We start from the raw sequence: 24,217 nt of genomic DNA on the forward strand, positions 1-24,217 counted from the left end.
GACCATCCGCAGGAGCGAAAGTTATGGGGCCACAAGGTATATGGGAATTCCGGACAGCCAGGTACATTTCTTGGACCTTCCGTTCTATGAGACGGGTACTATCAAAAAGAACCCGCTTGGGGAGAAGGATATCCAGATTATGAACGATATCATAGAAAAGATCAAGCCGCACCAGATCTATGCGGCCGGGGATCTGGCCGACCCGCACGGCACGCACCGTGTGTGCTTGGAGGCCCTTTTTGCCTCTTTGAAGGAGCTGAAAGGGAAGCCGTTCATGAAGGATTGTTGGGTATGGCTCTATAGGGGTGCTTGGCATGAATGGGAGATCCACGAGATCGAGATGGCCGTTCCCATGAGCCCTGTGCAGGTACTTAGGAAGCGCAAGGCCATTTTTTACCACCAGACCCAAAAGGATGGGGTCATGTTCCAAGGGGAGGATCTCAGGGAATTCTGGGTCAGAGCAGAGGACCGTAACAAGGAGACCGCACTGAAATACCAATCCCTTGGGTTGGCCAGCTATGCCGCCATGGAGGCCTTTGTACGATATAAATACTGACCTTCCACCAATGCACGGGACAGGCTTCCAAACCTGTCAACTGTGCATTGTAATAAAGGGTTGATTTAACGATAATCACAAAAAATTATCAGTTCAAGTAATTGACTGTCAATTTTTTGTGATTTTTTTTAACCAAAAACCAAACCCACCTGATAGTGTTTCCGTAGGTAAGTGAAAGTACTGATCAAATTAAACACTTATGGAACACACTACGAAAATTTCGATTTTAAAATGGGGGATCATGACCCTCTTTTTGGCTTTCGTCTCGTGCAACGAGGACGATAACGCCATGATGGATGATGACATGTATTCTGACGATGATGGAATGATGGAAGAGGGAAGAAGGGCAGCATTATATGTGACCAACAACGAAAATGGGGCCATTACCAAGTATGACCTGACCAATGACACGCAAGTCACCTTGGGAACCCCCTCCATGGCTGCAGAGGGAATCTATTACGATGCAACCGAGGACCTGGTAGTCCAAGCTTCACGTTCAGCCAATTGGTTGGAAGCCTTTGCCGAAATAGGCACTTTTGATATGGATACAGATTTGGATATCTCATTCAAAGGAAATGCTGATTTGGAAAGCCCACGGGAATTGGCGGTCTATGGAGACTTCTACGTGGTAGCTGACAATGGTTCCAACAAATTCTTCGTCTACAAAAAGACAGGGACCTCTTTCTCTTTGGAAACAACGGTTCAAGTCCCTTTTGCAGTCTGGGGAGTGGCTTTCAAGGGAAGTGACCTGTATGCCGTTGTGGACATTTCCAGCGATTTGGCAGTTTTCTATGATTTCTTGGACAATGCCACGGATGATATGCTGTATCCGAACAAGAGGGTGACCATTGAAGGGATAGTTAGGACCCATGGTTTGGCTTACAGTGGTTCGGACGATGTGATGGTAATGACGGACATTGGTGATGCCGCCAATACGGACGACGATGGTGGATTTCATGTGATTTTAGATTTTTCGGCCAAGTTTGATGCACTTTCAGACGGAGAAGTGTTACCGGTCTCCATGCAGACCAGAGTGGCTGGTCCTGCCACTTACATGGGCAATCCTATCGATGTGGCCTATGATTCGGAGACGGATGCCGTTTATGTATCGGATATTGGCACGGGCAAGGTACTTGGGTTCACTGCCATTGGTTCCGGCGGAAACATCGCACCTACATTCAATAAGGATCTGACGTCTGCCTCTTCCATCTATTTCTCCAGTGACGAAACCGATGGGGATTATGGTTCTGCCAGTGAAATGGGAATGACGCAACTATACACGACCAATACCACGGATGGAAATGTGGTTGTCTATGATATCTTGAGCGGAACTTCAAAAACAATCATTACCGGTTCCACCTCTTCGGAAGGAATTTACTATTCCGCATTGAACGATTTCATGATACAAGCATCCAGGTCCAATTTGCAACTGGAGTATTATGGTGGATTCTCATTGACCGCGGATGGGATTCTCGCAAGCCTGGACTTTTCTGGGAGTATGGATTTGATGAGTCCCAGGGAGATTGCTGTCTATGGGAACAAGGTGGTGGTCTCCGACAATATGGAGCATACATTCTACGTCTATTCCTATAATGGCACTTCTTTCACCTTGATGAACACGTTTGATATTGATTTCGACGTATGGGGCATTACTTTCATGGGGAATGACCTATTGGCCGTCGTGGACAACTCAAGTGATCTGGCCATATTCTCCAATTTCTTGGCCAATACCGAAGACTGTGTTCTGCCGGCCACCAAGCGGGTGACCATCGAGGGAATTGTCAGGACACATGGGATTACCTATAGTGCTTCGGATGATGTTCTGGTGATGACGGACATCGGCGATGCCGCGAACACGATGGATGATGGGGGCATACATACCATGGCCGGTTTCACGGCACTCATCAACGCTACAGAAAATGGAGGGACCATTGCTTTGGCCAGCCAGAAACGGATTGCAGGGTCCAATACCCAATTGGGTAACCCCATCGATGTGGCCTATGATGCCAAAACAAAAACCATATACATCTCCGAAATTGGCAATGGTAAGGTCTTGGGATTCGAGAACTGTTGGGACATTGAAGGCAACGTTTCACCTTCTTGGAGCGAGGACCTAGCGGGTTCCTCGTCCATGTACCTTTACAACAATTAAAAAACTATAAAAGTAATTTGTTTTAGGTTGGGTTTATTTAGGTTGCTTAAGGGTCTGCTCCAATGCAGACCCTTTTGTTTTTGTCAACCCTTATGATTCCTGCATGGTGTGATAGACGTTCTGTATATCGTCTATTTTATATTAAATAACTGATATTGATTTAACTGTATTTAATTATATTTTTATTAGTTCGATATTAGTTCGATTTCGAGAGGTAATTCTAATGAGTGATTACTTTATTCTCACCAATGATAATCAAAATTTCAAAGAGATTGAAGTAATGCGGGGCATTCATTTGCAAATATACACAGGGGAAAACCACAGTTTTTATGTGGATTTCCTGTAATGGGGTCTCAAATAAATTTTCTAAATTGGAAAACTCCCCCATTTTAAAAGCCACTCAAAATGAGGTGTGTGTATTTCTTACCCTAAAATTGGCTTCCCTAATTTTTTGAATATTTAAAAATTACCGAATATGAAAGCCACGTTCCACTCTTATTTCTCATTTTTTGCTTTTTTTCAGTACCAATTTCAGCTCAATATGGACGGTTTACAGAAGAAGAAAGACTTCGCGAACTCAGGAAAAATAGCGAACCATTACGTTTGCTTGTAGAGGATATCCGTAGGGCGGTTTACCCAAGCGAAAAGGACTTGGACGACTGTCTACCTCCTTTTACAAGTGGAACAATAACCCTTGAAGGGGCATCAGAAGGCGAGGCGGGAATTGAATTAAACCTAGTTCTGTTTAAAATAACATCAAAAAAGAACAAAGGGAAAATAAACAAATCTGTAATAACTTTTGTAAGGCACACGATTTGTAGTCCATTGATGGATAAAGTGAGAGATGGAAGCACGGAGAATTTTAATATTATTAGAAATCTTATTGTCTTATTGTTCAGCCTTTTCAGTTTATTAATTTTAGTGACTATTTGAAACCTTACCCTATTTTTGAAGTTCTTTTGTAACCCAGTCGCACGTAATCATTGTTATATTTGCAATTTGAAATTTTTGGCAATCATATTATAAATATATTTCTTGGCACTCAATTTTATGTCTGATATCTTACGATATAATATATATATATGACCTATCCTATGGAAAGCCTAATTCGCCCTCAAAAGATTTATGGATCTGCAGAATAACTAGTTTTTAGTGCTTCATGAAACCTTTTATCCCTGCTTTCAAGTTTTTGCACAACCTGTGCATCGATTAATTTGTATCTTTGTCAAAATTTATGAAAATATTCTTTTCCATATCAATGTCAATTTTATTCTTTTTTCAGGGAATTAGCATTGATATGGACTTTTGTGGACCAATTAAAGAAATTTCAAGCATTATTACCCATTATCAAGACCATAAAGTTTATGGAGACTCTTTCCTTGAATATGTAGTTGAAGATTACATTGACAATGATGCAAAAAATGAAGGGCATCATAATAACCCAGATAAGGAGAATACACCAGTCCATTCCCATCATCAATGTTGTCACCCTTTAGTATTAATTATTGCGAACAACAATTCGGCTTTAACCAATCGACTAAAGTTTGAAGAGAAAAAACAGTTTAACTTACATAAAGTAAACTTCACTTCCAGATATCTGGAATCGCTTTTCCAACCCCCTAAAGTATAATTCAGTTTTTTTAGGATAGCTATATCCTACCGTGATGCTTTTAAAAGTAAGTATCGCATCATAAACGCATTGCATCTCTTTGCATTGCGATGTTTAAACTGAATTAATACTTTTTCTATGATTAACAAAATCATTTCATTTTCCATTAATAATAAATTTATTATTGGCTTATTTATAGTGGCATTGGTTGGTACGGGCATTTGGTCTATGGCCACTATAAACTTGGGTTCTGTACCCGATATAACAAACAACCAAGTACAGGTAATAACCGTGGCCCCAAACTTGGGGACAGAAGATATAGAACAATTTGTTACCTATCCCGTAGAATTGGCAATGGCCAATCTTCCTGACGTCATCGAGCTGCGTTCAGTATCCCGTTTTGGGCTGTCCGTGGTTACCATTGTTTTTAAGGACGAGGCAGGCACTTATCTTCCCCGGCAATTGGTACAAGAGAAATTAACCGAAGTTGCCGGAGAAATCCCCGAAGGTTTTGGCACACCTTTTATGGCTCCCATAACAACAGGTCTGGGCGAAATTTTTCAATATACCTTAAAAGTAAAAGAAGGCTATGAGGACAAATATGATGCCATGGAGCTTCGCACCATACAGGACTGGATTGTAAAACGCCAAATGGCGTTAGTCCCCGGAGTCGTCGAGGTCAATGCCTTTGGAGGTTATGTAAAACAATACGAAGTTGCCATTAATCCTGATAAACTAAAAAGTTTTGGCATTACAATGAATCAGGTATTTGAAGCTCTTAAAGTGAACAATGCTAATACCGGTGGTGCTTACATTGAAAAAAACCACCAAGCCAATTTTATCCGTGGCGAAGGGCTGGCTCGAAGTATCGCCGATTTGGAAAACACGGTTGTGACCACTCAAAATGGAAGCCCTGTCTTGGTAAGGGACGTTGCCGAAAAAGTGGGTTACGGAAACCAAGTGCGTTATGGTGCATTTACCCAAGACGGTCACGAAACTGTAGGCGGACAGATTTTGATGCTTAAAGGCGAAAGCCCTGGTACTGTGATAGAAAATGTACAAAACCGTATTGATGAAATACAAAAATCCTTGCCGGAAGGTGTATATATAGCACCGTTTTTAAGCCGAAGTGAATTGATTGGAAGAACCACAAGTACCGTAGAAAAAAACTTGATTGAAGGTTCGCTGATTGTGATTTTTGTTTTGGTGTTATTGTTGGGAAGCTTCCGTGGTGGTTTGATTACAGCTTCGGTAATCCCATTATCATTACTATTCGCATTTATTTTGATGAAACAATTTGGGGTGTGGGCAAATTTAATGTCCTTGGGTGCAATCGACTTTGGAATCATCGTGGATGGTGCGGTAATCATTGTTGAAGGAATGGTTTTTCATATCCATCAACGGATGAAAAAAACCACAACTGCCATAGGTCAGCCCGAAATGGATGAAATAGCCTACGAATCGGCAAGTACGATGATGAATTCGGCATTTTTCGGACAATTGATTATCCTTATTGTATTTACACCGATTCTCTTTTTGACTGGTGTGGAAGGAAAAATGTTCCGTCCAATGGCTTTTACCTTTGGATTTGCCGTTTTAGGAGCGATTATCCTTTGTCTTACTTACGTCCCAATGATTTCGTCGATGTTCTTGAAACCAGCAAAGAACCAAAACGGTTGGTTTGCCAAGTTTGAAAATAAAATTGATAGGTTCAGTGATAAAATAATGTCTGGGCTAAATAGAGGATATGTACCGTTGCTCAATTTTGCACTTCGTTTTCGGGCTGGTGTCGTTATAGGCGCAGTTACCCTACTATTAATCGCAGGATTTATCTTCAGCAACATGGGCGGCGAATTTATCCCAAAATTTGATGAGGGCGATATTGCGTTTCAAGCGTTGATAAAACCAGGTAGCAGTCTTACGGAGTCCATCGAGGCTTCAAAAAAACTTCAAAATTTAATCAATGAATTTCCAGAAGTAAAAACAGTAATTTCAAGAATTGGGGTTGCCGAAATCCCAACCGACCCAATGCCTATGGACATTGCGGATAGTTATATCATTCTTGAAAAAGATAAGAGCAAATGGACTTCAGCAGACAGCAAAGAAGAACTTATCGAAAAAATACAGGAAAAAATTTCAGTTGTTCCAGGCGTAAATTTCGTGTTTACCCAACCTGTAGAACTTCGTTTTAATGAATTATTGACGGGTGTCCGAGAAGATGTTGCCATTAAACTATATGGGGAAGATTTGGGCGTTTTGGCAGACAAGGTACAGGAAATCGCTGCGGTCATTAGAACTGTACCCGGAGCGGCTGACCTCAATGTGGAAGCTACAAGTGGCTTACCTCAAATGACGGTGGAATACAATCGCGCAAAAATGGCACAATACGGTGTAACCGTGGATAAATTGAATGATTATGTAAGTGCCGCCTTTGCAGGAGAAGAAGCAGGTGTAATTTTTGAAGGCGAAAAACGGTTCGATGTGGTTATCCGATTGGCAAAGGAATTTAGACAAGACATCAACAACCTTAAAAATCTTTATATCGATTTACCAAATGGAGCGCAAGTACCATTAAAGGAAGTGGCGGAAATCAGTTATAAACCCGGACCGATGCAAATTTCAAGGGACAATACCTCCCGTCGTATTTCAGTAGGGGTCAATGTCCGTGGCCGTGACGTAAAATCGATGGTCGAGGAAATACAGCAAAAACTGGAAACACAAGTAAAATTGCCACCTGGTTATTTTGTAACCTACGGAGGTTCGTTCGAAAACCTACAACGTGCTTCTGACCGATTGATGATTGTAGTGCCTATTGCACTTTTCTTAATATTCATATTGCTTTATTTTGCCTTGAGTTCGTTCTCACAATCGGTAATGATTTATATGGCAGTGCCTTTGGCGGCCATTGGTGGCGTATTTGCTTTGTGGGTTCGTGGAATGCCATTTAGTATTTCCGCAGGTGTTGGCTTTATCGTGCTCTTTGGGGTTGCAGTTTTAAACGGATTGGTACTGATAAACAAATTCAATGAATTAAAAGAAAGTGGAATGACAAACTTAAAAGACAGAATATACGAAGCCACCCACGAGCGTTTACGCCCAATTTTATTGACGGCAACCGCAGCCATTATGGGCTTTATCCCAATGGCGGTTTCTACCTCTGGTGGCGCGGAAGTGCAACGACCTTTAGCAACGGTTGTTATTGGAGGATTGCTTACAGCTACTTTTTTAACGCTTGTAGTCCTTCCCGTATTATACTATTGGCTTGAATCACGAAAAGAAAAGAAAGAAAATGATGGCGATGTAAGCTATATCAACAAATCCACGAATATTATAACCATATTTTTGATGGTTGGAGGTTTGATGGCTTCTAGTACTTCATTTGCCCAAGACACCAATCAAGATGGTACAATCCCAAAGACCTTGACCATTGATGAGGCCATTGCTGTGGCTAAACAGAATTATCCATCACTTAAAGAAAGCCAAGCATTTATTGAACGGGAAAAGGCACTAAAGGGAACGAGTTTTGACCTTGGTAGCACTCAAGTTTTCACGGGCAAAGAAGAATATGGAAATAATCTTCCTGGAGTGCAGACAACCGTTGGTGTGCAACAGGGCAACATTGATTTGCTTTCCGGGTTTTCAAAATCGAAGTTTTACAAAGAGCGTATTGCCTTGGGAGAAAAGTTTTATGTGGCCAGTGAACAACAATTGGTGCGTAATGTGATGCAGGCGTATGACCAAATTAATTATTACAAGGCACAGTTGCGTTTTGCAGACCAATTGGACAGTATTTATGTCAATTTTAAGACTGCTGCCCAACTTCGCTATGATACCGGGGAAACGGGCAAACTGGAATTTATTGCCGCCTCTTCCGAATTTCAACAGATTCAAGTATTAAGGCAACAAGCCTTTGATGATATTGAAATTGCCAAGCGCGCCTTAAAACAATATTTAGGAACCGATGAATCCATTGAGACCATTAGTGAACCATACAAAACATTGGATTTTATGGCGACATTGGATTCCATTTCGGTGGCCAATAACCCAATGTTGCAATATGCATTACAAAATGCCGAAGTAAGTAAAGCAAACGTGGGTGTTGAGAAATCACAATTCCTACCGAAATTCAGTTTTTCCTATGGAAGACAAGTAGTAGATGAAGTGTCAGGCTTCAACACCTATCAGGCAGGTATTAGTATTCCGTTGTGGTTTTTTCCCCAGAAGTCAAGGGTAAAGGCAGCCAAGGCAGACGCAATGGTAGCAGAGAATCAGTATTTGGAGCAAAAGGCGGTTACAGAAAGTCGCGTGTCGCAGTTGGCCAAATCTCTTGAAAAGACAAAGAAGATTTTGCAATATTACGAAGAAGGCGCACTATTGTTGGCAGAACAACAAATTACCACAGCGCAATTGGCATCCAAGGAAGGCGAAATAGATTATGTCAATTACATCACGATTCTCAACAGTGCCATCAGGATAAAACAAAATCATTTACAGTACATCAATCAGTTTAACCAGCAGACCATTGATATGCAATATCAATTGGGCAATTTATAACCTTAAAAAAAGAAAAATGAAGAATATATTATTAGTAAGCACCGTATTATTTACACTTATGTTTATGAGTTGTAATGATGCTCCAAAATCCGAGCTTGGGCATAACGAAACGGAAGGCGTATCAAAAACCGAAGCACCTGGAGAAGATGCGCACGGAGAAGAGGGTCACGACGAAGAAGAAGGTGGCCACGAAGGGGAAGAAGGGGAAGAAGGTGTTGTTGAACTTACAAAACAACAGGCCGAAACCATCGGTCTGGAAACGAAACCTCTGGAGGAACGTAATTTAGGGAACAACATTAAGGTAACAGGAACACTCGAACTCTTCCCACAGGACAGGGCAAACATTAGTCCCTTTATTGGTGGAAATGTTAGCTCGATCAAGGTAGTACCGGGCAACATTGTGCGCAAGGGACAGGTGTTGGCCTATATAGAACACCCGGATATCATCGCCATGCAACAGGAATACCAGGAAAAGAATGACGAACTGGTATTTTTAAAGCAGGATTTTGAGCGCAAAAAGACCCTCTATGACAAAGGGGTTTCCTCTGGCAAGGAATTCCAAATGGCGCAATCCAAATTTCGTTCCACCACTTCCAGTGTAAACGGCCTAAAGTCCAAACTACGCTTGTTGGGACTGGACCCTTCCAAAGTGGCCGAAGGGGAGATCTATTCTGCCATCCCCATTATTACGCCCATTAGTGGCTATGTGGGCGAAGTAATGGTAAGCCTGGGCGATTATGTGGCCCCACAATCCAAAATGTTCTCGATAAGCGATAATTCGAAAATCTATGTCAATTTCAAAGTATATGAAAAGGACATCAAGCAGGTCAAGGAGGGACAACAGATTTATTTTTCAACAGCCTCAAAACCTAATGAATTGTTAAAGGCCACCGTGCGTTCCATAGGGCAGACGTTTGAGAGCGATCCGAAGGCCATAGAGGTATTGGCAGATATCGAGAATAAAGACAAGGACCTTTTGCCCGGAATGTATGTGGAGGGAAGAATTGTACAAGGAGAAAAATCAGGCTTTGCTGTTCCCGAGGAAGCTATTGTCCAGGAAGGTGAACAGTCTTATATCTTCATCATGGATGAGGATGAAGAACCTGTTGAAAATAAAATGAAATATAAACGCATCCCCGTGAGCACGGGGGTCAACGATCTGGGGTTTGTAGAAGTTAACCTGCCTGCAGGAACACCCGAAAATATCAAAATAGTAACAAATGGGGCCTATACTCTTTCTTCAGAAATGGTGAAAGGCGAATTGGAGCACGGACATTAATTCTCTAAAAATCAAGGATTTTGATTCCGAGTTTGTTTATCGACTTAATTTAGTTAGTTAAAAATTAAAGAACAGGCTCGGTTCAAAATCGATTAAAAATTTAAACATTTTAAAAATGAAAGAAATAAAAGCATTTGTTAAACCGAACAGGATACAAAGGGTCATCGAAGCCCTTAGCGATAAAGGTTTTAAAAGTATGACGCTTTCACAGGCGGAGGGTACTGGAGCATTCAAAGCAAAAGGCGCGAAGCCCTCATTGGATTTTCACGTAACCGATAGTCCGGTGGTAAAAGTGGAGCTGGTATGTCAAAATGAAGAAGCACAATCGGCAATCGATATTATTACGGAAAACGGTAAAACGCCCGACCCAGGGGACGGTATCATCTATTTATCGGATATTGAGGATGCCTTCCAGATCAAAACGGGGGAATCCTTAAAACGGTACGACCTCTGACCCATCGCACATGGAAAAAATCGTCAAAAAATTGGAGAGCAAGGGAATACGACCCACCCCGATGCGTCTGTTGACCTATAAAAAGTTACTGGAAAACGAGGTGGCCATCAGTTTGGGCGAATTGGAGAGTTTCTTCGAGAAGTCGGAAAGGAGTACCCTTTTCCGGACGATGAAAACATTTGAGGAAAAAGGCATCGTACATCAAATAGAGGACGGTACGGGCATTATGAAATATGCGCTCTGTGAGGAAGACTGTGAATGTGAGGTGGGCAACGACCTGCACCTGCATTTTCATTGCACCCGGTGCAACGAGACCGTTTGTTTGACCGACCGTAAAATCCCGCAGGTAAACCTGCCCCAAGGATATATGGCAGAGGATATCAATCTGGTCGTAACGGGAGTATGCAATAAATGCAATGGCAATTTGGAGTAACCTTTAAGGACAATAATATCAAAAGAATACGACGATGATAGCAATCTATAAAAAAGACCAAATCTTATATACCATCGCAGATCAAGAGCTGGATGCCGATGATGGGGCGACCTTAGTCAAGGCCCTGAATGAACATTTGAAAAGCAATGAACTGGCCGCTTGGTATATGGAAATGGAGCCTCGCAAAAAAGGAGTGAAGAAAAGCAGCGGTGAGAGGTTGGATATTTCCTTTCCCGAAGAAGCACGGCTTAAGAAAATAGCCTTGGTGGGCGAAAAAACATGGCAAGAACGGTTTACCGAATCGCTATTGCCGTTTAGTGAAGCCCACATAAAATATTTCGGACCTGAAGATGGAAACATGGCCAACAACTGGCTCGAACAAACAAGCAATAGCAATAGTAACTGAAACATGAATCTTTAAATCTAGAAAATTATGATGGACGATTGGTATTTTGGGGGAATGCACTGGATATGGTGGGGGTTATGGATAATCCTCATCTTCTGGATATTCCTGATTCCCTACCCCACACCGGGACAGAAAAACAGAAAGGACAGGGCAATGGAAGCCCTGAGGGAGCGGTACGCCCGCGGCGAAATCGACGAAGAGGAGTTTGAGAAACGCAAGACGTTCCTGTTAAAGGACAAAAAATAACAGTGTTTTGCTTTTGACCGAACGACCATAACACCGTTATCTATGCAAAGAAGAAAAATAGGGATATGGCTTTTGGCAGGCTTTGCCTTTGGGGTCTTTATACTGCAACCCTTGGGCCTATCCCTTTTTCTCTTTGACCGGTCGGGCGATTCCGGTCACTGGCCAAGCTATCTTGGCGAGGCTTTTGAAACCGTATGGGGTTTTACCGATGTTGACCAAGTCCTTAAAAACCTGTTGTTCGGAATATTGGGAAGCAGCCTTGCCTTGATGGTCTTTTTCAGAAAAAAGATTTTTCAACTGAACAGGAAACGGATGGATGGGCAAACCCTGCTGGAACTCATTAAAAAAGGCGAGAATGATTTGGTGGAGTTCAAATCAAGTCTGCGATGGGATTTACGTCAATCCAAAGTGAATAAACAGTTGGAATTTGTAATTATCAAGACCATAGCGGGTTTTATGAACACCAACGGTGGTAATTTGCTTATAGGAGTAGACGATAACGGCAACATCCTCGGTCTAAACCAGGATTTTGACACCTTGAAAAAACCGGGTACAGATGGTTTTGAGCAATACCTGATGCAGTTGATATCTTTAAAATTGGGAACCCATTTATGTACGGCTGTAAATGTATCTTTTTACAGATATGGAGAAAATGACGTGTGCTACATAGAAATAGACCCGGCCAAAACACCAGTCTATCTAAGTCAAGACGGGAGGTCACGGTTTTATATTAGAACGGGCAACGGAACGCGCGAACTCGATTTGCCCGAAGCCATCTTGCACTTAGGAAAAGAGAAGGCGCTTTATAATTAAGAAAAGTAAGTGTAGGCCAATGGATATTTGCACATACAACGCACTAATATTTTAAATAGATTAATATAAAGATATACAAATATGTTACAGATAATAAACTTAGAACAAGAACATCTTATTGCCGCTAAAATCAGCGGGAAACTTACGGAAAAGGATATGGAAAAGATGCATCCGCTTATCCACAACATCATAGAAAAAGGGCATAAAGTGGATTTCTATTTTGAAATGGAAGATTTAAAAGGCTATACCCTTAAAGGCTTTTGGGAAGACCTAAAGATTGATTCGGCTCATTTGGGAGATTATGGCAAGATGGCCTTTGTGGGCAATAAAAAATGGCAGGAATGGGCCGCGAAGGCAACTGATTTTTTCATAAAGTCTGAAGTTAAATTTTTTGATAGTAAAAATAAAGAGCAGGCAATGACCTGGGTCTCAACAAAAGGATGAAAAAGAAAAAACTACAGCTACGGGAGCTAAAAGGGAAACAGTCCACTGTAATTTCAGCAACCGAAAAAAAGCTCAAAACCTATTTACCGGCAATTTTCAGCTTTGTGATGCTCATAGTTGGTATTGCCATTGACTATTTCGATGCCTTTCCTTTCTTTAAGGGATGGGTCAGGATTGTGTGGTACACGGTGGCTTACATCCCTGTTGGCTTTCCCGTCATCAAGGAGGGATGGGAAAGTATTAAAAATGGCGATTTCTTTACAGAATTTTTCCTGATGTCCATCGCAACCTTGGGAGCATTTGCCATAGGCGAATATCCAGAGGGCGTTGCCGTGATGTTGTTCTATGCCGTGGGCGAACTGTTCCAAAATGCTGCCGTAAACCGTGCCAAAGGAAACATTAGGGCACTTCTGGATGCACGACCGGACGAGGCATTGGTCTATCGTAATGGGGACTTCGTTTCCGTCAATCCCGAAACGGTCAATATTGGCGAGAAGATACAGGTACGGGTGGGCGAAAAAATCCCATTGGATGGCAAACTGCTATCAAACAAAGCATCGCTCAATACAGCTGCCATTACTGGCGAAAGCAAACCCGACACCATAACACAGAACGAAAAAGTCTTTGCGGGAAGCATCAATCTCGACGGTGTCATCGAAGTAGAAACCACCAAGAAATTCAAGGACAGTTCCATCGCCCGTATTCTGGAGATGGTACAGAATGCCACGGCCCGGAAATCAAAGACCGAATTATTTATTAGGAAGTTTGCACGGATTTATACGCCCATCGTGGTTTTCCTTGCTATCGGACTCACTTTGTTACCATACTTTTTTGTCGATGAATATGTGTTTAGGGATTGGCTATACCGAGCTTTAATTTTCTTGGTGATTTCCTGCCCTTGTGCCTTGGTCATTTCCATTCCACTGGGCTATTTCGGCGGTCTGGGTGCGGCATCGCGCAACGGAATCCTGTTCAAAGGTGCATCCTTTCTCGATGCAATGACCAAAGTGAATACTGTGGTGATGGACAAAACCGGAACCGTTACCAAAGGGGTCTTTAAGATTAAGGAAGTGATAAATACATCCGCTTTTGCGGAAGTGGAATTTATGAAATACCTGATGGCGATGGAAGAACAATCTACCCACCCCATTGCAAAGGCAATTCTGGAATACAAAGCGGACGGTACTGATTTTAAGGCATCCGAAGTTTCTGAAGTTGCCGGTAAGGGATTAAAGGGCACAGTCAACCATAAGCAGGTCTTGGTCGGCAACAAAGCATTGATGACTTCCAATAGTGTTGATGTTCCACCTGAAACCGATGTGATAGTCGAATCTATAGTGATGGTCGCCATCGATGGAAAATTCGCAGGCTATGTGACCATTGCCGATGAACTTAAGGAAGACGCGCATCACACCATTCAACAGATTCGGGTGGCCGGAATAGCTAAAATCATAATGCTCTCTGGAGACAAGGATTCCATAACCCAACAAGTTGCCAAGGAACTGAATATTGATTGGGCCAAAGGCGGCTTGCTACCCGAAGATAAGCTCAACGAGGTCGAAAAGCTCAAGGAACAACCTGAATCCACGGTAGCATTTATGGGCGACGGCATCAACGATGCACCCGTGCTCGCAGCCAGTGATGTGGGTATTGCAATGGGTGGTTTGGGCAGCGATGTGGCCATAGAGACCGCAGACGTTATCATCCAGACCGACCAGCCGAGCAGGATGGCCCGAGGAATCCAAATTGGACGCTCAACACGCCGTATCGTATGGCAAAATATTGGTCTTACTTTTGGGGTAAAAGGGATTTTTCTCATTTTGGGTGCCATCGGTTTGGCTACGATGTGGGAGGCTGTGTTTGCCGATGTAGGTGTTTCGTTCGTTGCCATTCTCAATGCAATACGTTTGCAAAAAATGAATTGGAAATAGCAAAAATGTTAACCTTTAACAAATTACAAGCCCAAAACTGGATTAAATCTTAATTAACGATAACAAAACCATTAATAATATGAAAGACAAGGAAAAACACAGCAAAGACGATGGCCACAACCACGACCACGGCGGCATCTTCGGCAAAAACACCGAACTCTATTTTGCTATTTTAAGCGGGGTCACACTAATTACGGGTTTCCTATTGGAGAAATTTACCGGGGTTTCAGAAAACATTCCTTTTTGGCTCTATATTGCGGCCTACTTTTTCGGTGGCTATTTTACCTTGAAGGAGGCCATCGTCAAGATTTCCAAGGGCGGATTTGAAATCGATTTCCTGATGCTGGTCGCAGCTGCAGGAGCCGCCTATTTGGGCGAATGGGCAGAAGGTGCCTTGTTGCTGTTCCTGTTTAGTTTGGGTCACGCACTGGAAAACTATGCAATGGGCAAGGCCAAGAAATCCATTGCAGCGTTAACAGACCTTGCGCCTAAAACCGCACTATTAAAGAAGGATGACGATACCGTTGAAGTCGGTATAGAAGAGTTACAGATAGGTGATACTATCGTGGTACGCCCCAACAGTAAAATATCTGCTGATGGTGTTATTGTAAAGGGCAATAGTAGTATAGACCAGTCACCCATTACCGGGGAAAGCGTTCCAGTGGACAAAACACCAATAGAAAATCCCGATAAGGAATATACAGCAAAAAGCGATATTCCCGACGAGAACCGTGTATTTTCAGGAACTATCAATGGCAACAATACCCTCGAAATAAAGGTGATTAAAGAGGCAAAAGATTCTACCCTCAACCGCTTGGTCACTATGGTTCAAGAGGCCCAGGACCAAAAATCGCCCACACAATTATTGACAGACAAGTTTGAGCGGTACTACGTGCCATCGGTAATCTTATTGGTCATAGTATTAAATTTTGCTTTTTTGGTCATCGATGAAACGTGGAATGAAAGCCTGTACCGTTCCCTGGCGGTACTTGTGGCAGCCAGTCCTTGTGCCCTGGCCATTTCTACGCCATCTGCTGTATTGAGTGGTGTGGCAAGAGCAGCACGAGGCGGGGTTTTGATAAAAGGCGGTCGCCCCTTGGAAGACTTAGGGGTACTTACCGCTCTCGCTTTTGACAAAACGGGAACACTTACCGAAGGAAAACCAAAGCTTACCGACGTCGAAAGTTTTGGCAGTATAGATAAAAAGGAACTGTTGGAAATCGCGATTGCGGTTGAGGAACTGAGTGACCATCCCCTGGCAAAGGCTGTTGTAAGGGATGGGATGGAGCGGCTTGGGAAGGACACCAAAATTCCCGATGCCGATGATTTGGAAGCCGTACAGGGCAAGGGCATAAAGGCAAACTATCAAGGGAATTCCATTTACATAGGCAACCTTGAGCTTTTTGAGGATATTGATAAAGGTGTTCCCAGCGATGTATCAGAAAAGGTAAGAGCGCTTGAAGGGGAAGGAAAGACCACGATGCTAATAAAAAGGGGCAATGAATTTATAGGGATGCTGGGGCTAATGGACACGCCACGGGAAAAAGCCAAGGAAACCCTTGCCCAACTAAAGGAAATAGGCATCAAGAAAATGATAATGCTTACCGGCGACAACCAGAAAGTAGCCGACGCTGTAGCCGAGGAAATCGGTTTGACCGAAGCTCGCGGAAGTCTGCTTCCCGAAGAAAAAGTGGAGGCCATCAAAAAACTTGCGGAACAGGAAAATAAACTGGCAATGATAGGTGATGGGGTCAATGATGCCCCTGCTATGGCAAACAGTACCGTTGGTATTGCAATGGGTGCGGCGGGAAGCGACGTGGCTTTAGAGACCGCAGATATAGCACTAATGGCAGACAAACTGGAAACCTTGCCTTTTGCCATCGGTTTGAGCAGAAAAGCGAAGGCGATAATCAAGCAAAACTTATGGGTTAGCTTGGGGGTTGTTGCCCTTTTAATTCCTGCGACCATAATGAGCTGGGCAAGTATCGGCATAGCCGTGGCGGTTCACGAAGGCTCTACGTTGGTAGTGGTGGTCAATGCATTGCGTTTGCTCGCCTATAAAAAATAAATCCAATAAAGGAGATTGCCTTTGAATCAAGATTAAAAAATGAACAAAACGGAAAAAATATTGTCAAGTCACGGTATTCGCCCTACTCAAATGAGGTCCAAGATATACAGGTATCTGAGAAGGAAGCAAAGTGCCGTGTCCTTTTCCGATTTAAAAAAGGTCTTTGCCGAAAAGAGCGAAACCAATAAGACAGCAAACAGAACGACCTTTTATCGCAACCTTAAGATTTTTGAGGAGAAGGGACTTATTCATCAGATTAATGATGGAACCGGAGTGGCAAAATTTGCAATTTCTGATGAAAACGTTAAAGGTAAATATGGTTCGGATTTACATCTGCATTTTCATTGTACCGAATGTAAGAAAACAATCTGTTTGCCAAATAAAATACCGGAAGAAAGTTTACCAAGTGATTATAAAATAAACGATGTCAACTTGGTATTAAAAGGGATATGCGTGAAATGTAAGGAAAAATAACAGGTGGGAGTTCCAGAACTTTGAACCCTTGCGCCCAAGAGTCAAGTTCAAGGTTCTTCCACCTTATTTAACCAAAAAAATACAATTATGGAAAAATATGATATAACAATTATTGGTTCCGGTCCAGGTGGCTACATGTGTGCCATACGTGCTGCACAACTGGGCTTTAAAGTGGCCATAATCGAAAGGTACAGTACCCTTGGCGGCACTTGCCTTAACGTGGGTTGTATCCCTTCAAAAGCCTGGCTGGAAGCATCGGAACATTACCACAAGCTCAAACACCAATTCGAGGATTTCGGCATTGATGTCAAGGAGGCGAATGTAGATATTGTAAAAATGAACCAAAGGGTTCAAGACGTCGTGGGGGAAATCATCAACGGGGTAGCCTACCTGATGAAAAAGAACAAGGTTACCGTTTATGAAGGCCACGGAAACATCAAGGACAAAAACACCATTGAAATTAAGGGCGAGGACAAAACACAAACCATAGAAACCGATAAAATGGTCATCGCCACCGGGTCAAAACCTGCATCCTTGCCCAACATAGAAATAGATAAAAAAAGGATTATTTCCTCTACGGAAGCGCTTGCCCTTAAAGAAATCCCCAAACACTTGATGGTCGTTGGAGGTGGTGTCATTGGGGTCGAGATAGGTTCGGTTTTCGCCAGGTTAGGTTCAAAGGTTTCCATCGTAGAGTATTTTGATGGGCTTATTTATACAATGGACAAATCCGTAGGGCATCAATTGTACAGGTCCCTAAGAAAACAAGATATCGAGTTCTATCTGGAACACAAGGTCACAAAAGCTGTGGCAGCAGATGATAAAGTAACCCTTACGGCACAGAACAGGAAAGACGACAAGGAAATGCAGTTGGAAGGCGACTATTGCCTGATGGCCATTGGGAGAAAACCTTTTACATCAGGCTTGGGCCTTGCAAACGTGGGAGTGGAAACCAACGAAAAAGGACAAATAAAAGTAGACGATAACCTGGAAACCAATGTAAAAGGGGTCTATGCCATTGGAGATGTAGTCCGAGGTGCGATGCTCGCCCATAAGGCCAGTGAAGAAGGTGTTTTTGTGGCCGAACGCATTGCGGGACAAAAGCCGCACATCAATTATTCCCTCATACCAAACATTGTCTATACACAGCCCGAAGTAGCCGGCGTGGGACTTACCGAAGAGGAACTTAAAGAAGCAGGAAGGGCTATAAAAACGGGCACGTTTCCCTTTAAGGCCAATGCACGGGCCAAGATAAGTATGGACACCGATGGCTTTATAAAAGTGATTGCAGACAAGGAAACCGATGAAATTTTGGGCGTTCATATGATAGGTCCGCGCATAGCCGATAGTTATACGGAAGCTGTCGTGGCGATGGAATTCAGGGCAGCGGCAGAGGATATTGCCAGAATGTCCCACGGACACCCCACATTTTCAGAAACCTTTAAGGAAGCCTGCTTGGCTGCTACCGAAGACAGGGCGTTGCATATATAAAATTATAAAAAAAACGAAGATGAAGAAAATTCAAAAACTAACCCAAGAAATCAACGAATTGACCCTAAGGATTGAACACGAATATCCCGAACTCTATCGGTATTTGGATGAGAACCCCATAACGATTCCCGTAGATGATGAAGCAAAACCGACCATTAAATCGTTCGCTGATTATTTGGAGAGCTTAAAATCGATTTTGGAAAAATATATGGAATCCCATAGTAAGTAAAGATTTAAAAGACCAAACGTAGAATTTAATACAGATTATTTAAATGTCCACTATAAACAAAAGCACTTTTAAGGTAAGTCAAATGGATTGCCCTTCAGAAGAACAGATGATACGGATGAAACTGGAGTCAAATCCTCAAATCAAATATCTGGACTTTGACATTCCGAATAGGAAATTAGATGTGTACCATCAAGGGAATGCCCAAGAAATAAACGTGGAATTGGGTGCATTAAAGTTGGGGGAAAAACTTTTGGGAACAGAAAAGGCGGAAGCACCTAATACTGAAGATGAGACCAAACAAAAGAAGATACTCTGGTGGGTCTTGTACATCAATTTTGGTTTTTTTGTTATCGAAATGACTACGGGTTGGATTTCTTCCTCGATGGGTCTAATTGCCGATTCACTGGATATGCTGGCCGATTCCATTGTATATGCATTGAGCCTTTTTGCCGTAGGCGGCGCTATTTCCAGAAAAAAGAAAGTGGCGAAATTCAGTGGCTATTTTCAGATGGCGTTGGCCCTGCTGGGATTTTCGGAAGTCGTGAGAAGGTTTTTGAGTAGTAGCGAAACCCCTTTGTTCCAATGGATGATTATCGTTTCCATTTTCGCCCTTATCGGCAACCTCGTTTCCCTATGGTTGATAAACAAGGCCAAAAGCAAGGAAGCGCATATGCAGGCAAGTGCCATCTTTACCTCAAACGACATTATTGTGAACGGCGGGGTAATACTGGCAGGGGTGCTGGTTTATTTTTTAGACAGTAAATGGCCCGATTTGGTCATAGGCGGTATTGTATTTGCCTTTGTGATGCGTGGGGCCATTAGAATTTTAAAATTGTCCAAATAACGTATTGGGAAGAAAAGAAATAGCAAAAGAAAGATTTTGGAAAGGAATCCAAATGCCATATCCCGAATAGGACTCAAAACTACCCTCGTAGGTATTTTGATCAGTGCATTATTGGCATTGATCAAAGGTTTGGGCGGGGTGTTCGGGCATTCTTATGCCCTTATTGCCGATGCGATCGAATCCGGGGCGGATGTGCTGACATCCGCACTATTATGGGCCGGGTTGAGATGGTCGTCAAGGCCACCGGATGAAAACCATCCCTACGGACACGGTAAGATAGAGGCCCTGGTGGCGGTGGGTATTGCCATAGCCCTAACCATTGCAGGTGGTATAATCATAAGGGACAGCATCGACCATATTCTGGTACCCCACAAAACTCCTGCACCCTTCACACTCTTCATACTGGTATTTGTTGTCCTCACGAAAGAGGCGTTGTATCGCTATGTCATGAAAACAGGTGATGAAATCAATAGTTCGGCCGTCAAGGCCGATGCATTTCACCATAGGAGTGATGCCATTACGTCGATAGCCGCTTTTATAGGGATTTCCATAGCATTGATCGGTGGCGAAGGGTTTGAGATAGCGGATGATTTCGCGGCACTCATTGCAGCGGGCATTATTCTGTTCAATGCCTATAAAATAGCTAGGTCATCGGTAAGGGAGTTGCTGGACGAAGCTGTTGAGCCCGAATTTCGAAATGAGGTTATCCGACTGGCCGAAGCCGTTCCTGAAGTGGTAAGGGTAGAGCGCTGCCATTCCCGAAAGATGGGAACGGCCTTTCATATCGATATGCATATTTGGATCGATGGGGAATTAACTGTGACCGAGGGCCATGATATTGCACACAAAGTAAAGGAGAGATTGTTCAGGTCATATTCCGAGATACTTGACGTGCACATCCATATCGAACCTAGCAAAGAGAGAAATGTTAAAATGACAGAATTATGAACATATGGCCATGGGTACTCGTTTTGGGCCTAGCGGCCTGGGCAGCACACTGGGGTGCGGATCGATTGTTGACTCCTTTAAAGTTGCTCCGCAAGCAATGGGGGCTTACCGCATCCGCTGGAGCCGCTTTTCTTGCCCTTGTAACGGCCAGTCCTGAAGTTGCCATCAATATAACCAGTGCGGCACGGGACGTTTCCGATATTGGCCTGGGCAACTTATTGGGTTCCAATATTATTTCCATTCCCTTGATGGTGACCATAGCTTATTTTGCTTCCAGGAAACAATTCAAGAACAACAAGGAACATCAAGAACATCTTGATAAAAACATTCTGGCGTTGAACAAACGTTCGGTTTCCGTACTGTCCCTTCCTTATCTGGGCATTATCGCCCTTGTGGCCATTTTAACTCTGCCAAAGCCCTGGCGTGGCCTGCAACCTGTGGACGGGTGGATTATGCTGGCGGCCTATGCTGCGTTCTTGACCCACGCAATCATAAAAGGCAAGGAAAAGGGCAAAAAAGTAGAATGGAACAAAAAACAGGTCTGGTTATCGATTGCCGGGGCCTTTGCGATAGCAGTTGGCGCTTTTTTCATAGTGAAGGCGACCGAAAATATTGTTTCTGCCCTAAATATTTCTGAAATCGTGGGAGGCCTTTTCATCACGGGCATAATGACCACGGCACCGGAAATATTCAAGACCTGGAGCGTGGTAAAAGGGGGCGAGGTGACAGCGGGCACCACCAGTGTTATTGCAGACAATGCCGTAACGATGACGGTGGCATTTTTTCCGCTGGCTTTGGTAACCACCCCCATTGAGGACTTTGAACTGTTCTGGGTCAACCTGGCCTTTGTCGGGCTTATGCCACTGCTTTACACACTATTTGTGCATCAAAGCAAGGAACTGCACGGTTTCTCTCGTTGGCAGATTTTTGTATTTGATGCGGCATATATAGTTTATTTACTGGTCATGGTTTTTTACGTGTTGAAACTTTTTTGATAGATGAAAGACGAACTTTTTAAAGATTGCTCGATGAGGCTCAATATGCTGGATGAAAACATCCACAAATTGGCCGTAAAGTATGCTAAAGAATACTATACGACAAACCAATGCTCCAAGGAGGAAGCCCTTGAACGCGGCATTGTAAAAGCAGAGATGGAAGGGCGAAAGCTCTAAAAAAAGTATACAATATGGACTGGACATTTGAAGATTTCAAAACAAAACTTGATGGCCTACAGCCGTCAGTTCGGAAGAAGGCCCTCAAAATTGCACAAGAATTGGTAAAGGAGAATGGGTATTCTCGTGAGAAGGCCATTACGGAGGGAATCAAACGTGCAGAAGAATGGTTTTATGACCTTAGGGGATAGCATTGGTGCGTTGATTTTAGTAAAGCACAGTATAATATGTCACGGGAAAGAAGAAAGCGGAGACTAGAGGAAAAAAAGGGGAATTCAATAAACAGGAAAGTAAGAACCAGAAAGGAGAAAGGGTATTGCTTGTTGGTTTTTGTGGCAATGTTCCTTGCGGTGCTGACAATTGCCTTTTTAGATGCCATTCTATATGGTTTTTACCTGCTTTTCAATTGAATAATTAAACCTAAAAAGAAAGATTAATGAAGTCAAATCAATAAAAACAAAATGATATGAAAGATAAAGGAATTTTAATACCCGTAGATTTCACACAGGTTTCAGAAAATGCGGTGAGCTACGCAATTGGGCTAGCACAAAAATTGAAATCAAAACTGGTTTTTGTCCACGCCTATTCAGTGGCATATCCATCCGGTACGCCCATCGGGATGGCAACTATGGCACACAATGTAACAGATACCACAGCATCACAAGAAAAACTCAATAAAGAAAAATTGGATAAGTTTCTAAGAGGCTTTCCTGAACTGGACAAGTTGGAATTTCAAGCAATTGTCGGTTTCGGGGCAACGGTCGATGTGATTTCTGGCCTGGCTAAGGAAATGAATACCTGTCTTGTCGTTATGGGTACCAAGGGCACGGCTTCGGGATTTGATGAAATTTTTATTGGAACCGTTACCGAAAAGGTGACACAAAAGGCGCCTTGTCCAGTACTGGCCGTACCTGAAGATGCCAGCTATACTGCATATAAGCGTATCGGGGTCGCAGTGGATACGGATAGTATGGATAATAGAATAGATTTTGAAATATTGTCCAGATTATTGCAAAACTATAATGCACAGTTGCACTTTGTACATATAGCGGACAAACAGGAAAGAGTGCCGGAGAAAGCATTTATTCGTGAAAGATTTGGCAAACTTCTTGTACCTAAGCAATGGTTCTTTACAGTTATCGAGGAAGACAAACCCGAAGAGGGTATCGATGAATTTTTGACTGAAACCCCAATAGACCTATTGGTTTTGCTTTACAGGGAACACGGATTTTTTGAGGCACTTTTCAAAAAGGGGCTAAGAAAAAAAATGCTGTATGCCTCCAAGGCCCCACTGCTGATAGTTAAGTAGCTTTTCTACCTATGTGATACTCTAGTAAATATTAGGTATAGCTTACTATGCGAAATTATCGTGCTCATTCTGGGCGCAGGTGGATTGGCTACCATGTGGGAAGCAGTCTTTGCGGATGTGGGCGTGGCGTTATTGGCGATTTTTAATGCGGTGCGGTTGCAGCGGATGAAGTGGGCATAAGCCCATAGTAAATATCGAAATATAAATTTTCATTCTGGCCAACCGACATTTCCCACAGTACGGGATTTACATAATTAAATCAACAAACCCTTTAAGGTTTAACCACTTCTTTATTGAAGAATTTTACATCTATATTTAGACTTATCTAAAAATATATTTTTTTTGGAATAAATATCATTATAGTAATGTCTAAAATCATTCATTTCTTTATTGGCCTGTCTTTAATCGCTCTATTTGGCTGTGAAAATTTGGGTCCGGAAGAACCTATGGAATTTGAGCTGTTGGACGGGCCATTGGACGGATTGTCCTTAAGCGAGCAACAACTGTTTTTAGCAGGGGATATAGCTTTTAACGATGATGTTTTCACGGTTGAAAAAGGTCTTGGCCCCTTGTTTGTTGGCACCAGCTGTGCAAGTTGCCATTCAGGGGATGGCAAGGGTCATCCTTTCAATCAACTAATCAGATTCGGTAACAATGACTTGAACTTACCCTCGATGTTATCCTTCGGTGATGGCAGGAACCAAATTCAAAATAAAGCCATACCGGGTTTTGAACCGGAGACCGTGCCTGAAGGCTTCCCATTTTCCTTCTGGGGATGTTTTTTATGGATTGGGTCCCGGGTAGG

General features: G+C 42.9%; 22 protein-coding genes and 2 pseudogenes. All 24 read left to right on the forward strand.

Features of this window, described 5'->3' with window-relative positions; all coding sequences use genetic code 11:
* A pseudogene (locus FOT42_RS17445) lies at positions 1–556 on the forward strand (PIG-L family deacetylase); the annotation flags it as partial.
* A gap of 241 nt (positions 557–797) precedes the next feature.
* A complete protein-coding gene (locus tag FOT42_RS17450) occupies positions 798–2,708 on the forward strand; it encodes a YncE family protein (protein ID WP_226789942.1) in 1,911 nt (636 codons plus the stop codon).
* A gap of 603 nt (positions 2,709–3,311) precedes the next feature.
* On the forward strand, positions 3,312–3,641 hold the full coding sequence (locus FOT42_RS17455; RefSeq protein WP_036383457.1) for a hypothetical protein: 330 nt from the start codon (positions 3,312–3,314) through the stop codon (positions 3,639–3,641).
* Positions 3,642–3,942: 301 nt separating this feature from the next.
* Entirely contained in the window at positions 3,943–4,338 is a 396-nt protein-coding gene (locus FOT42_RS17460) for a hypothetical protein (protein WP_226789943.1), read from the forward strand.
* A gap of 117 nt (positions 4,339–4,455) precedes the next feature.
* A complete protein-coding gene (locus FOT42_RS17465) occupies positions 4,456–8,871 on the forward strand; it encodes a CusA/CzcA family heavy metal efflux RND transporter (protein WP_151891738.1) in 4,416 nt (1,471 codons plus the stop codon).
* 64 nt (positions 8,872–8,935) lie between these two features.
* Positions 8,936–10,150, forward strand: coding sequence for an efflux RND transporter periplasmic adaptor subunit (locus FOT42_RS17470; RefSeq protein WP_226789944.1), 1,215 nt, complete (start codon positions 8,936–8,938; stop codon positions 10,148–10,150).
* A 115-nt stretch (positions 10,151–10,265) separates the two neighbouring features.
* On the forward strand, positions 10,266–10,604 hold the full coding sequence (locus tag FOT42_RS17475; protein WP_036383461.1) for a P-II family nitrogen regulator: 339 nt from the start codon (positions 10,266–10,268) through the stop codon (positions 10,602–10,604).
* Between the two features lie 10 nt (positions 10,605–10,614).
* Positions 10,615–11,037: a Fur family transcriptional regulator gene (locus FOT42_RS17480; protein ID WP_036383462.1), complete on the forward strand. Its 423-nt coding sequence runs from the start codon at positions 10,615–10,617 to the stop codon at positions 11,035–11,037.
* Between the two features lie 34 nt (positions 11,038–11,071).
* Positions 11,072–11,443: a SpoIIAA family protein gene (locus tag FOT42_RS17485; protein ID WP_094998958.1), complete on the forward strand. Its 372-nt coding sequence runs from the start codon at positions 11,072–11,074 to the stop codon at positions 11,441–11,443.
* Positions 11,444–11,470: 27 nt separating this feature from the next.
* Complete coding sequence (locus FOT42_RS17490) at positions 11,471–11,689, forward strand: SHOCT domain-containing protein (protein WP_036383466.1); 219 nt, start codon at positions 11,471–11,473, stop codon at positions 11,687–11,689.
* A 42-nt stretch (positions 11,690–11,731) separates the two neighbouring features.
* Positions 11,732–12,502, forward strand: coding sequence for an AlbA family DNA-binding domain-containing protein (locus tag FOT42_RS17495; protein ID WP_036383468.1), 771 nt, complete (start codon positions 11,732–11,734; stop codon positions 12,500–12,502).
* An 81-nt stretch (positions 12,503–12,583) separates the two neighbouring features.
* Entirely contained in the window at positions 12,584–12,946 is a 363-nt protein-coding gene (locus tag FOT42_RS17500; protein ID WP_036383471.1) for a SpoIIAA family protein, read from the forward strand.
* Positions 12,943–14,877, forward strand: coding sequence for a heavy metal translocating P-type ATPase (locus FOT42_RS17505; RefSeq protein ID WP_036383473.1), 1,935 nt, complete (start codon positions 12,943–12,945; stop codon positions 14,875–14,877). Before FOT42_RS17500 ends, FOT42_RS17505 begins: the two co-directional genes overlap by 4 nt.
* Positions 14,878–14,956: 79 nt before the next feature.
* A complete protein-coding gene (locus FOT42_RS17510; RefSeq protein ID WP_051947305.1) occupies positions 14,957–16,945 on the forward strand; it encodes a heavy metal translocating P-type ATPase in 1,989 nt (662 codons plus the stop codon).
* A gap of 39 nt (positions 16,946–16,984) precedes the next feature.
* The gene (locus FOT42_RS17515; protein WP_036383475.1) at positions 16,985–17,419 is read left to right on the forward strand and encodes a Fur family transcriptional regulator; all 435 of its coding nucleotides are present in this window, start codon (positions 16,985–16,987) and stop codon (positions 17,417–17,419) included.
* An 87-nt stretch (positions 17,420–17,506) separates the two neighbouring features.
* Entirely contained in the window at positions 17,507–18,910 is a 1,404-nt protein-coding gene (gene lpdA, locus FOT42_RS17520; protein WP_036383477.1) for a dihydrolipoyl dehydrogenase, read from the forward strand.
* A gap of 19 nt (positions 18,911–18,929) precedes the next feature.
* On the forward strand, positions 18,930–19,139 hold the full coding sequence (locus FOT42_RS17525; protein ID WP_036383480.1) for a hypothetical protein: 210 nt from the start codon (positions 18,930–18,932) through the stop codon (positions 19,137–19,139).
* Between the two features lie 43 nt (positions 19,140–19,182).
* The gene (locus tag FOT42_RS17530; RefSeq protein ID WP_036383482.1) at positions 19,183–19,983 is read left to right on the forward strand and encodes a cation efflux transmembrane domain-containing protein; all 801 of its coding nucleotides are present in this window, start codon (positions 19,183–19,185) and stop codon (positions 19,981–19,983) included.
* 36 nt (positions 19,984–20,019) lie between these two features.
* The gene (locus FOT42_RS17535) at positions 20,020–20,931 is read left to right on the forward strand and encodes a cation diffusion facilitator family transporter (RefSeq protein ID WP_081894367.1); all 912 of its coding nucleotides are present in this window, start codon (positions 20,020–20,022) and stop codon (positions 20,929–20,931) included.
* Positions 20,928–21,926, forward strand: coding sequence for a sodium:calcium antiporter (locus tag FOT42_RS17540; protein ID WP_036383486.1), 999 nt, complete (start codon positions 20,928–20,930; stop codon positions 21,924–21,926). Before FOT42_RS17535 ends, FOT42_RS17540 begins: the two co-directional genes overlap by 4 nt.
* A 3-nt stretch (positions 21,927–21,929) precedes the next feature.
* Positions 21,930–22,103: a hypothetical protein gene (locus tag FOT42_RS18170; protein WP_164732281.1), complete on the forward strand. Its 174-nt coding sequence runs from the start codon at positions 21,930–21,932 to the stop codon at positions 22,101–22,103.
* A 14-nt stretch (positions 22,104–22,117) separates the two neighbouring features.
* A complete protein-coding gene (locus FOT42_RS18175; protein ID WP_162987829.1) occupies positions 22,118–22,294 on the forward strand; it encodes a hypothetical protein in 177 nt (58 codons plus the stop codon).
* A gap of 275 nt (positions 22,295–22,569) precedes the next feature.
* Positions 22,570–23,412: a universal stress protein gene (locus FOT42_RS17545; RefSeq protein ID WP_151891739.1), complete on the forward strand. Its 843-nt coding sequence runs from the start codon at positions 22,570–22,572 to the stop codon at positions 23,410–23,412.
* Positions 23,413–23,777: 365 nt separating this feature from the next.
* A pseudogene (locus FOT42_RS17550) lies at positions 23,778–24,217 on the forward strand (hypothetical protein); the annotation flags it as partial.

Source organism: Flagellimonas hadalis, assembly GCF_007785775.2.
GTDB classification, from domain to species: domain Bacteria; phylum Bacteroidota; class Bacteroidia; order Flavobacteriales; family Flavobacteriaceae; genus Flagellimonas; species Flagellimonas hadalis.

What these genes read in the sequence shown, in the direction of transcription:
- FOT42_RS18170 (WP_164732281.1), top strand. Translation starts at nt 21,930, where the DNA reads ATGAAAGACGAACTTTTTAAAGATTGCTCGATGAGGCTCAATATGCTG.
- FOT42_RS17540 (WP_036383486.1), top strand. Translation starts at nt 20,928, where the DNA reads ATGAACATATGGCCATGGGTACTCGTTTTGGGCCTAGCGGCCTGGGCA.
- FOT42_RS17505 (WP_036383473.1), top strand. Translation starts at nt 12,943, where the DNA reads ATGAAAAAGAAAAAACTACAGCTACGGGAGCTAAAAGGGAAACAGTCC.
- lpdA (WP_036383477.1), top strand. Translation starts at nt 17,507, where the DNA reads ATGGAAAAATATGATATAACAATTATTGGTTCCGGTCCAGGTGGCTAC.
- FOT42_RS17545 (WP_151891739.1), top strand. Translation starts at nt 22,570, where the DNA reads ATGAAAGATAAAGGAATTTTAATACCCGTAGATTTCACACAGGTTTCA.
- FOT42_RS17480 (WP_036383462.1), top strand. Translation starts at nt 10,615, where the DNA reads ATGGAAAAAATCGTCAAAAAATTGGAGAGCAAGGGAATACGACCCACC.
- FOT42_RS17485 (WP_094998958.1), top strand. Translation starts at nt 11,072, where the DNA reads ATGATAGCAATCTATAAAAAAGACCAAATCTTATATACCATCGCAGAT.
- FOT42_RS17450 (WP_226789942.1), top strand. Translation starts at nt 798, where the DNA reads ATGACCCTCTTTTTGGCTTTCGTCTCGTGCAACGAGGACGATAACGCC.
- FOT42_RS17475 (WP_036383461.1), top strand. Translation starts at nt 10,266, where the DNA reads ATGAAAGAAATAAAAGCATTTGTTAAACCGAACAGGATACAAAGGGTC.
- FOT42_RS17525 (WP_036383480.1), top strand. Translation starts at nt 18,930, where the DNA reads ATGAAGAAAATTCAAAAACTAACCCAAGAAATCAACGAATTGACCCTA.
- FOT42_RS17515 (WP_036383475.1), top strand. Translation starts at nt 16,985, where the DNA reads ATGAACAAAACGGAAAAAATATTGTCAAGTCACGGTATTCGCCCTACT.
- FOT42_RS17465 (WP_151891738.1), top strand. Translation starts at nt 4,456, where the DNA reads ATGATTAACAAAATCATTTCATTTTCCATTAATAATAAATTTATTATT.
- FOT42_RS17460 (WP_226789943.1), top strand. Translation starts at nt 3,943, where the DNA reads ATGAAAATATTCTTTTCCATATCAATGTCAATTTTATTCTTTTTTCAG.
- FOT42_RS17510 (WP_051947305.1), top strand. Translation starts at nt 14,957, where the DNA reads ATGAAAGACAAGGAAAAACACAGCAAAGACGATGGCCACAACCACGAC.
- FOT42_RS17495 (WP_036383468.1), top strand. Translation starts at nt 11,732, where the DNA reads ATGCAAAGAAGAAAAATAGGGATATGGCTTTTGGCAGGCTTTGCCTTT.
- FOT42_RS17490 (WP_036383466.1), top strand. Translation starts at nt 11,471, where the DNA reads ATGATGGACGATTGGTATTTTGGGGGAATGCACTGGATATGGTGGGGG.
- FOT42_RS17530 (WP_036383482.1), top strand. Translation starts at nt 19,183, where the DNA reads ATGTCCACTATAAACAAAAGCACTTTTAAGGTAAGTCAAATGGATTGC.
- FOT42_RS17500 (WP_036383471.1), top strand. Translation starts at nt 12,584, where the DNA reads ATGTTACAGATAATAAACTTAGAACAAGAACATCTTATTGCCGCTAAA.
- FOT42_RS17470 (WP_226789944.1), top strand. Translation starts at nt 8,936, where the DNA reads ATGAGTTGTAATGATGCTCCAAAATCCGAGCTTGGGCATAACGAAACG.
- FOT42_RS18175 (WP_162987829.1), top strand. Translation starts at nt 22,118, where the DNA reads ATGGACTGGACATTTGAAGATTTCAAAACAAAACTTGATGGCCTACAG.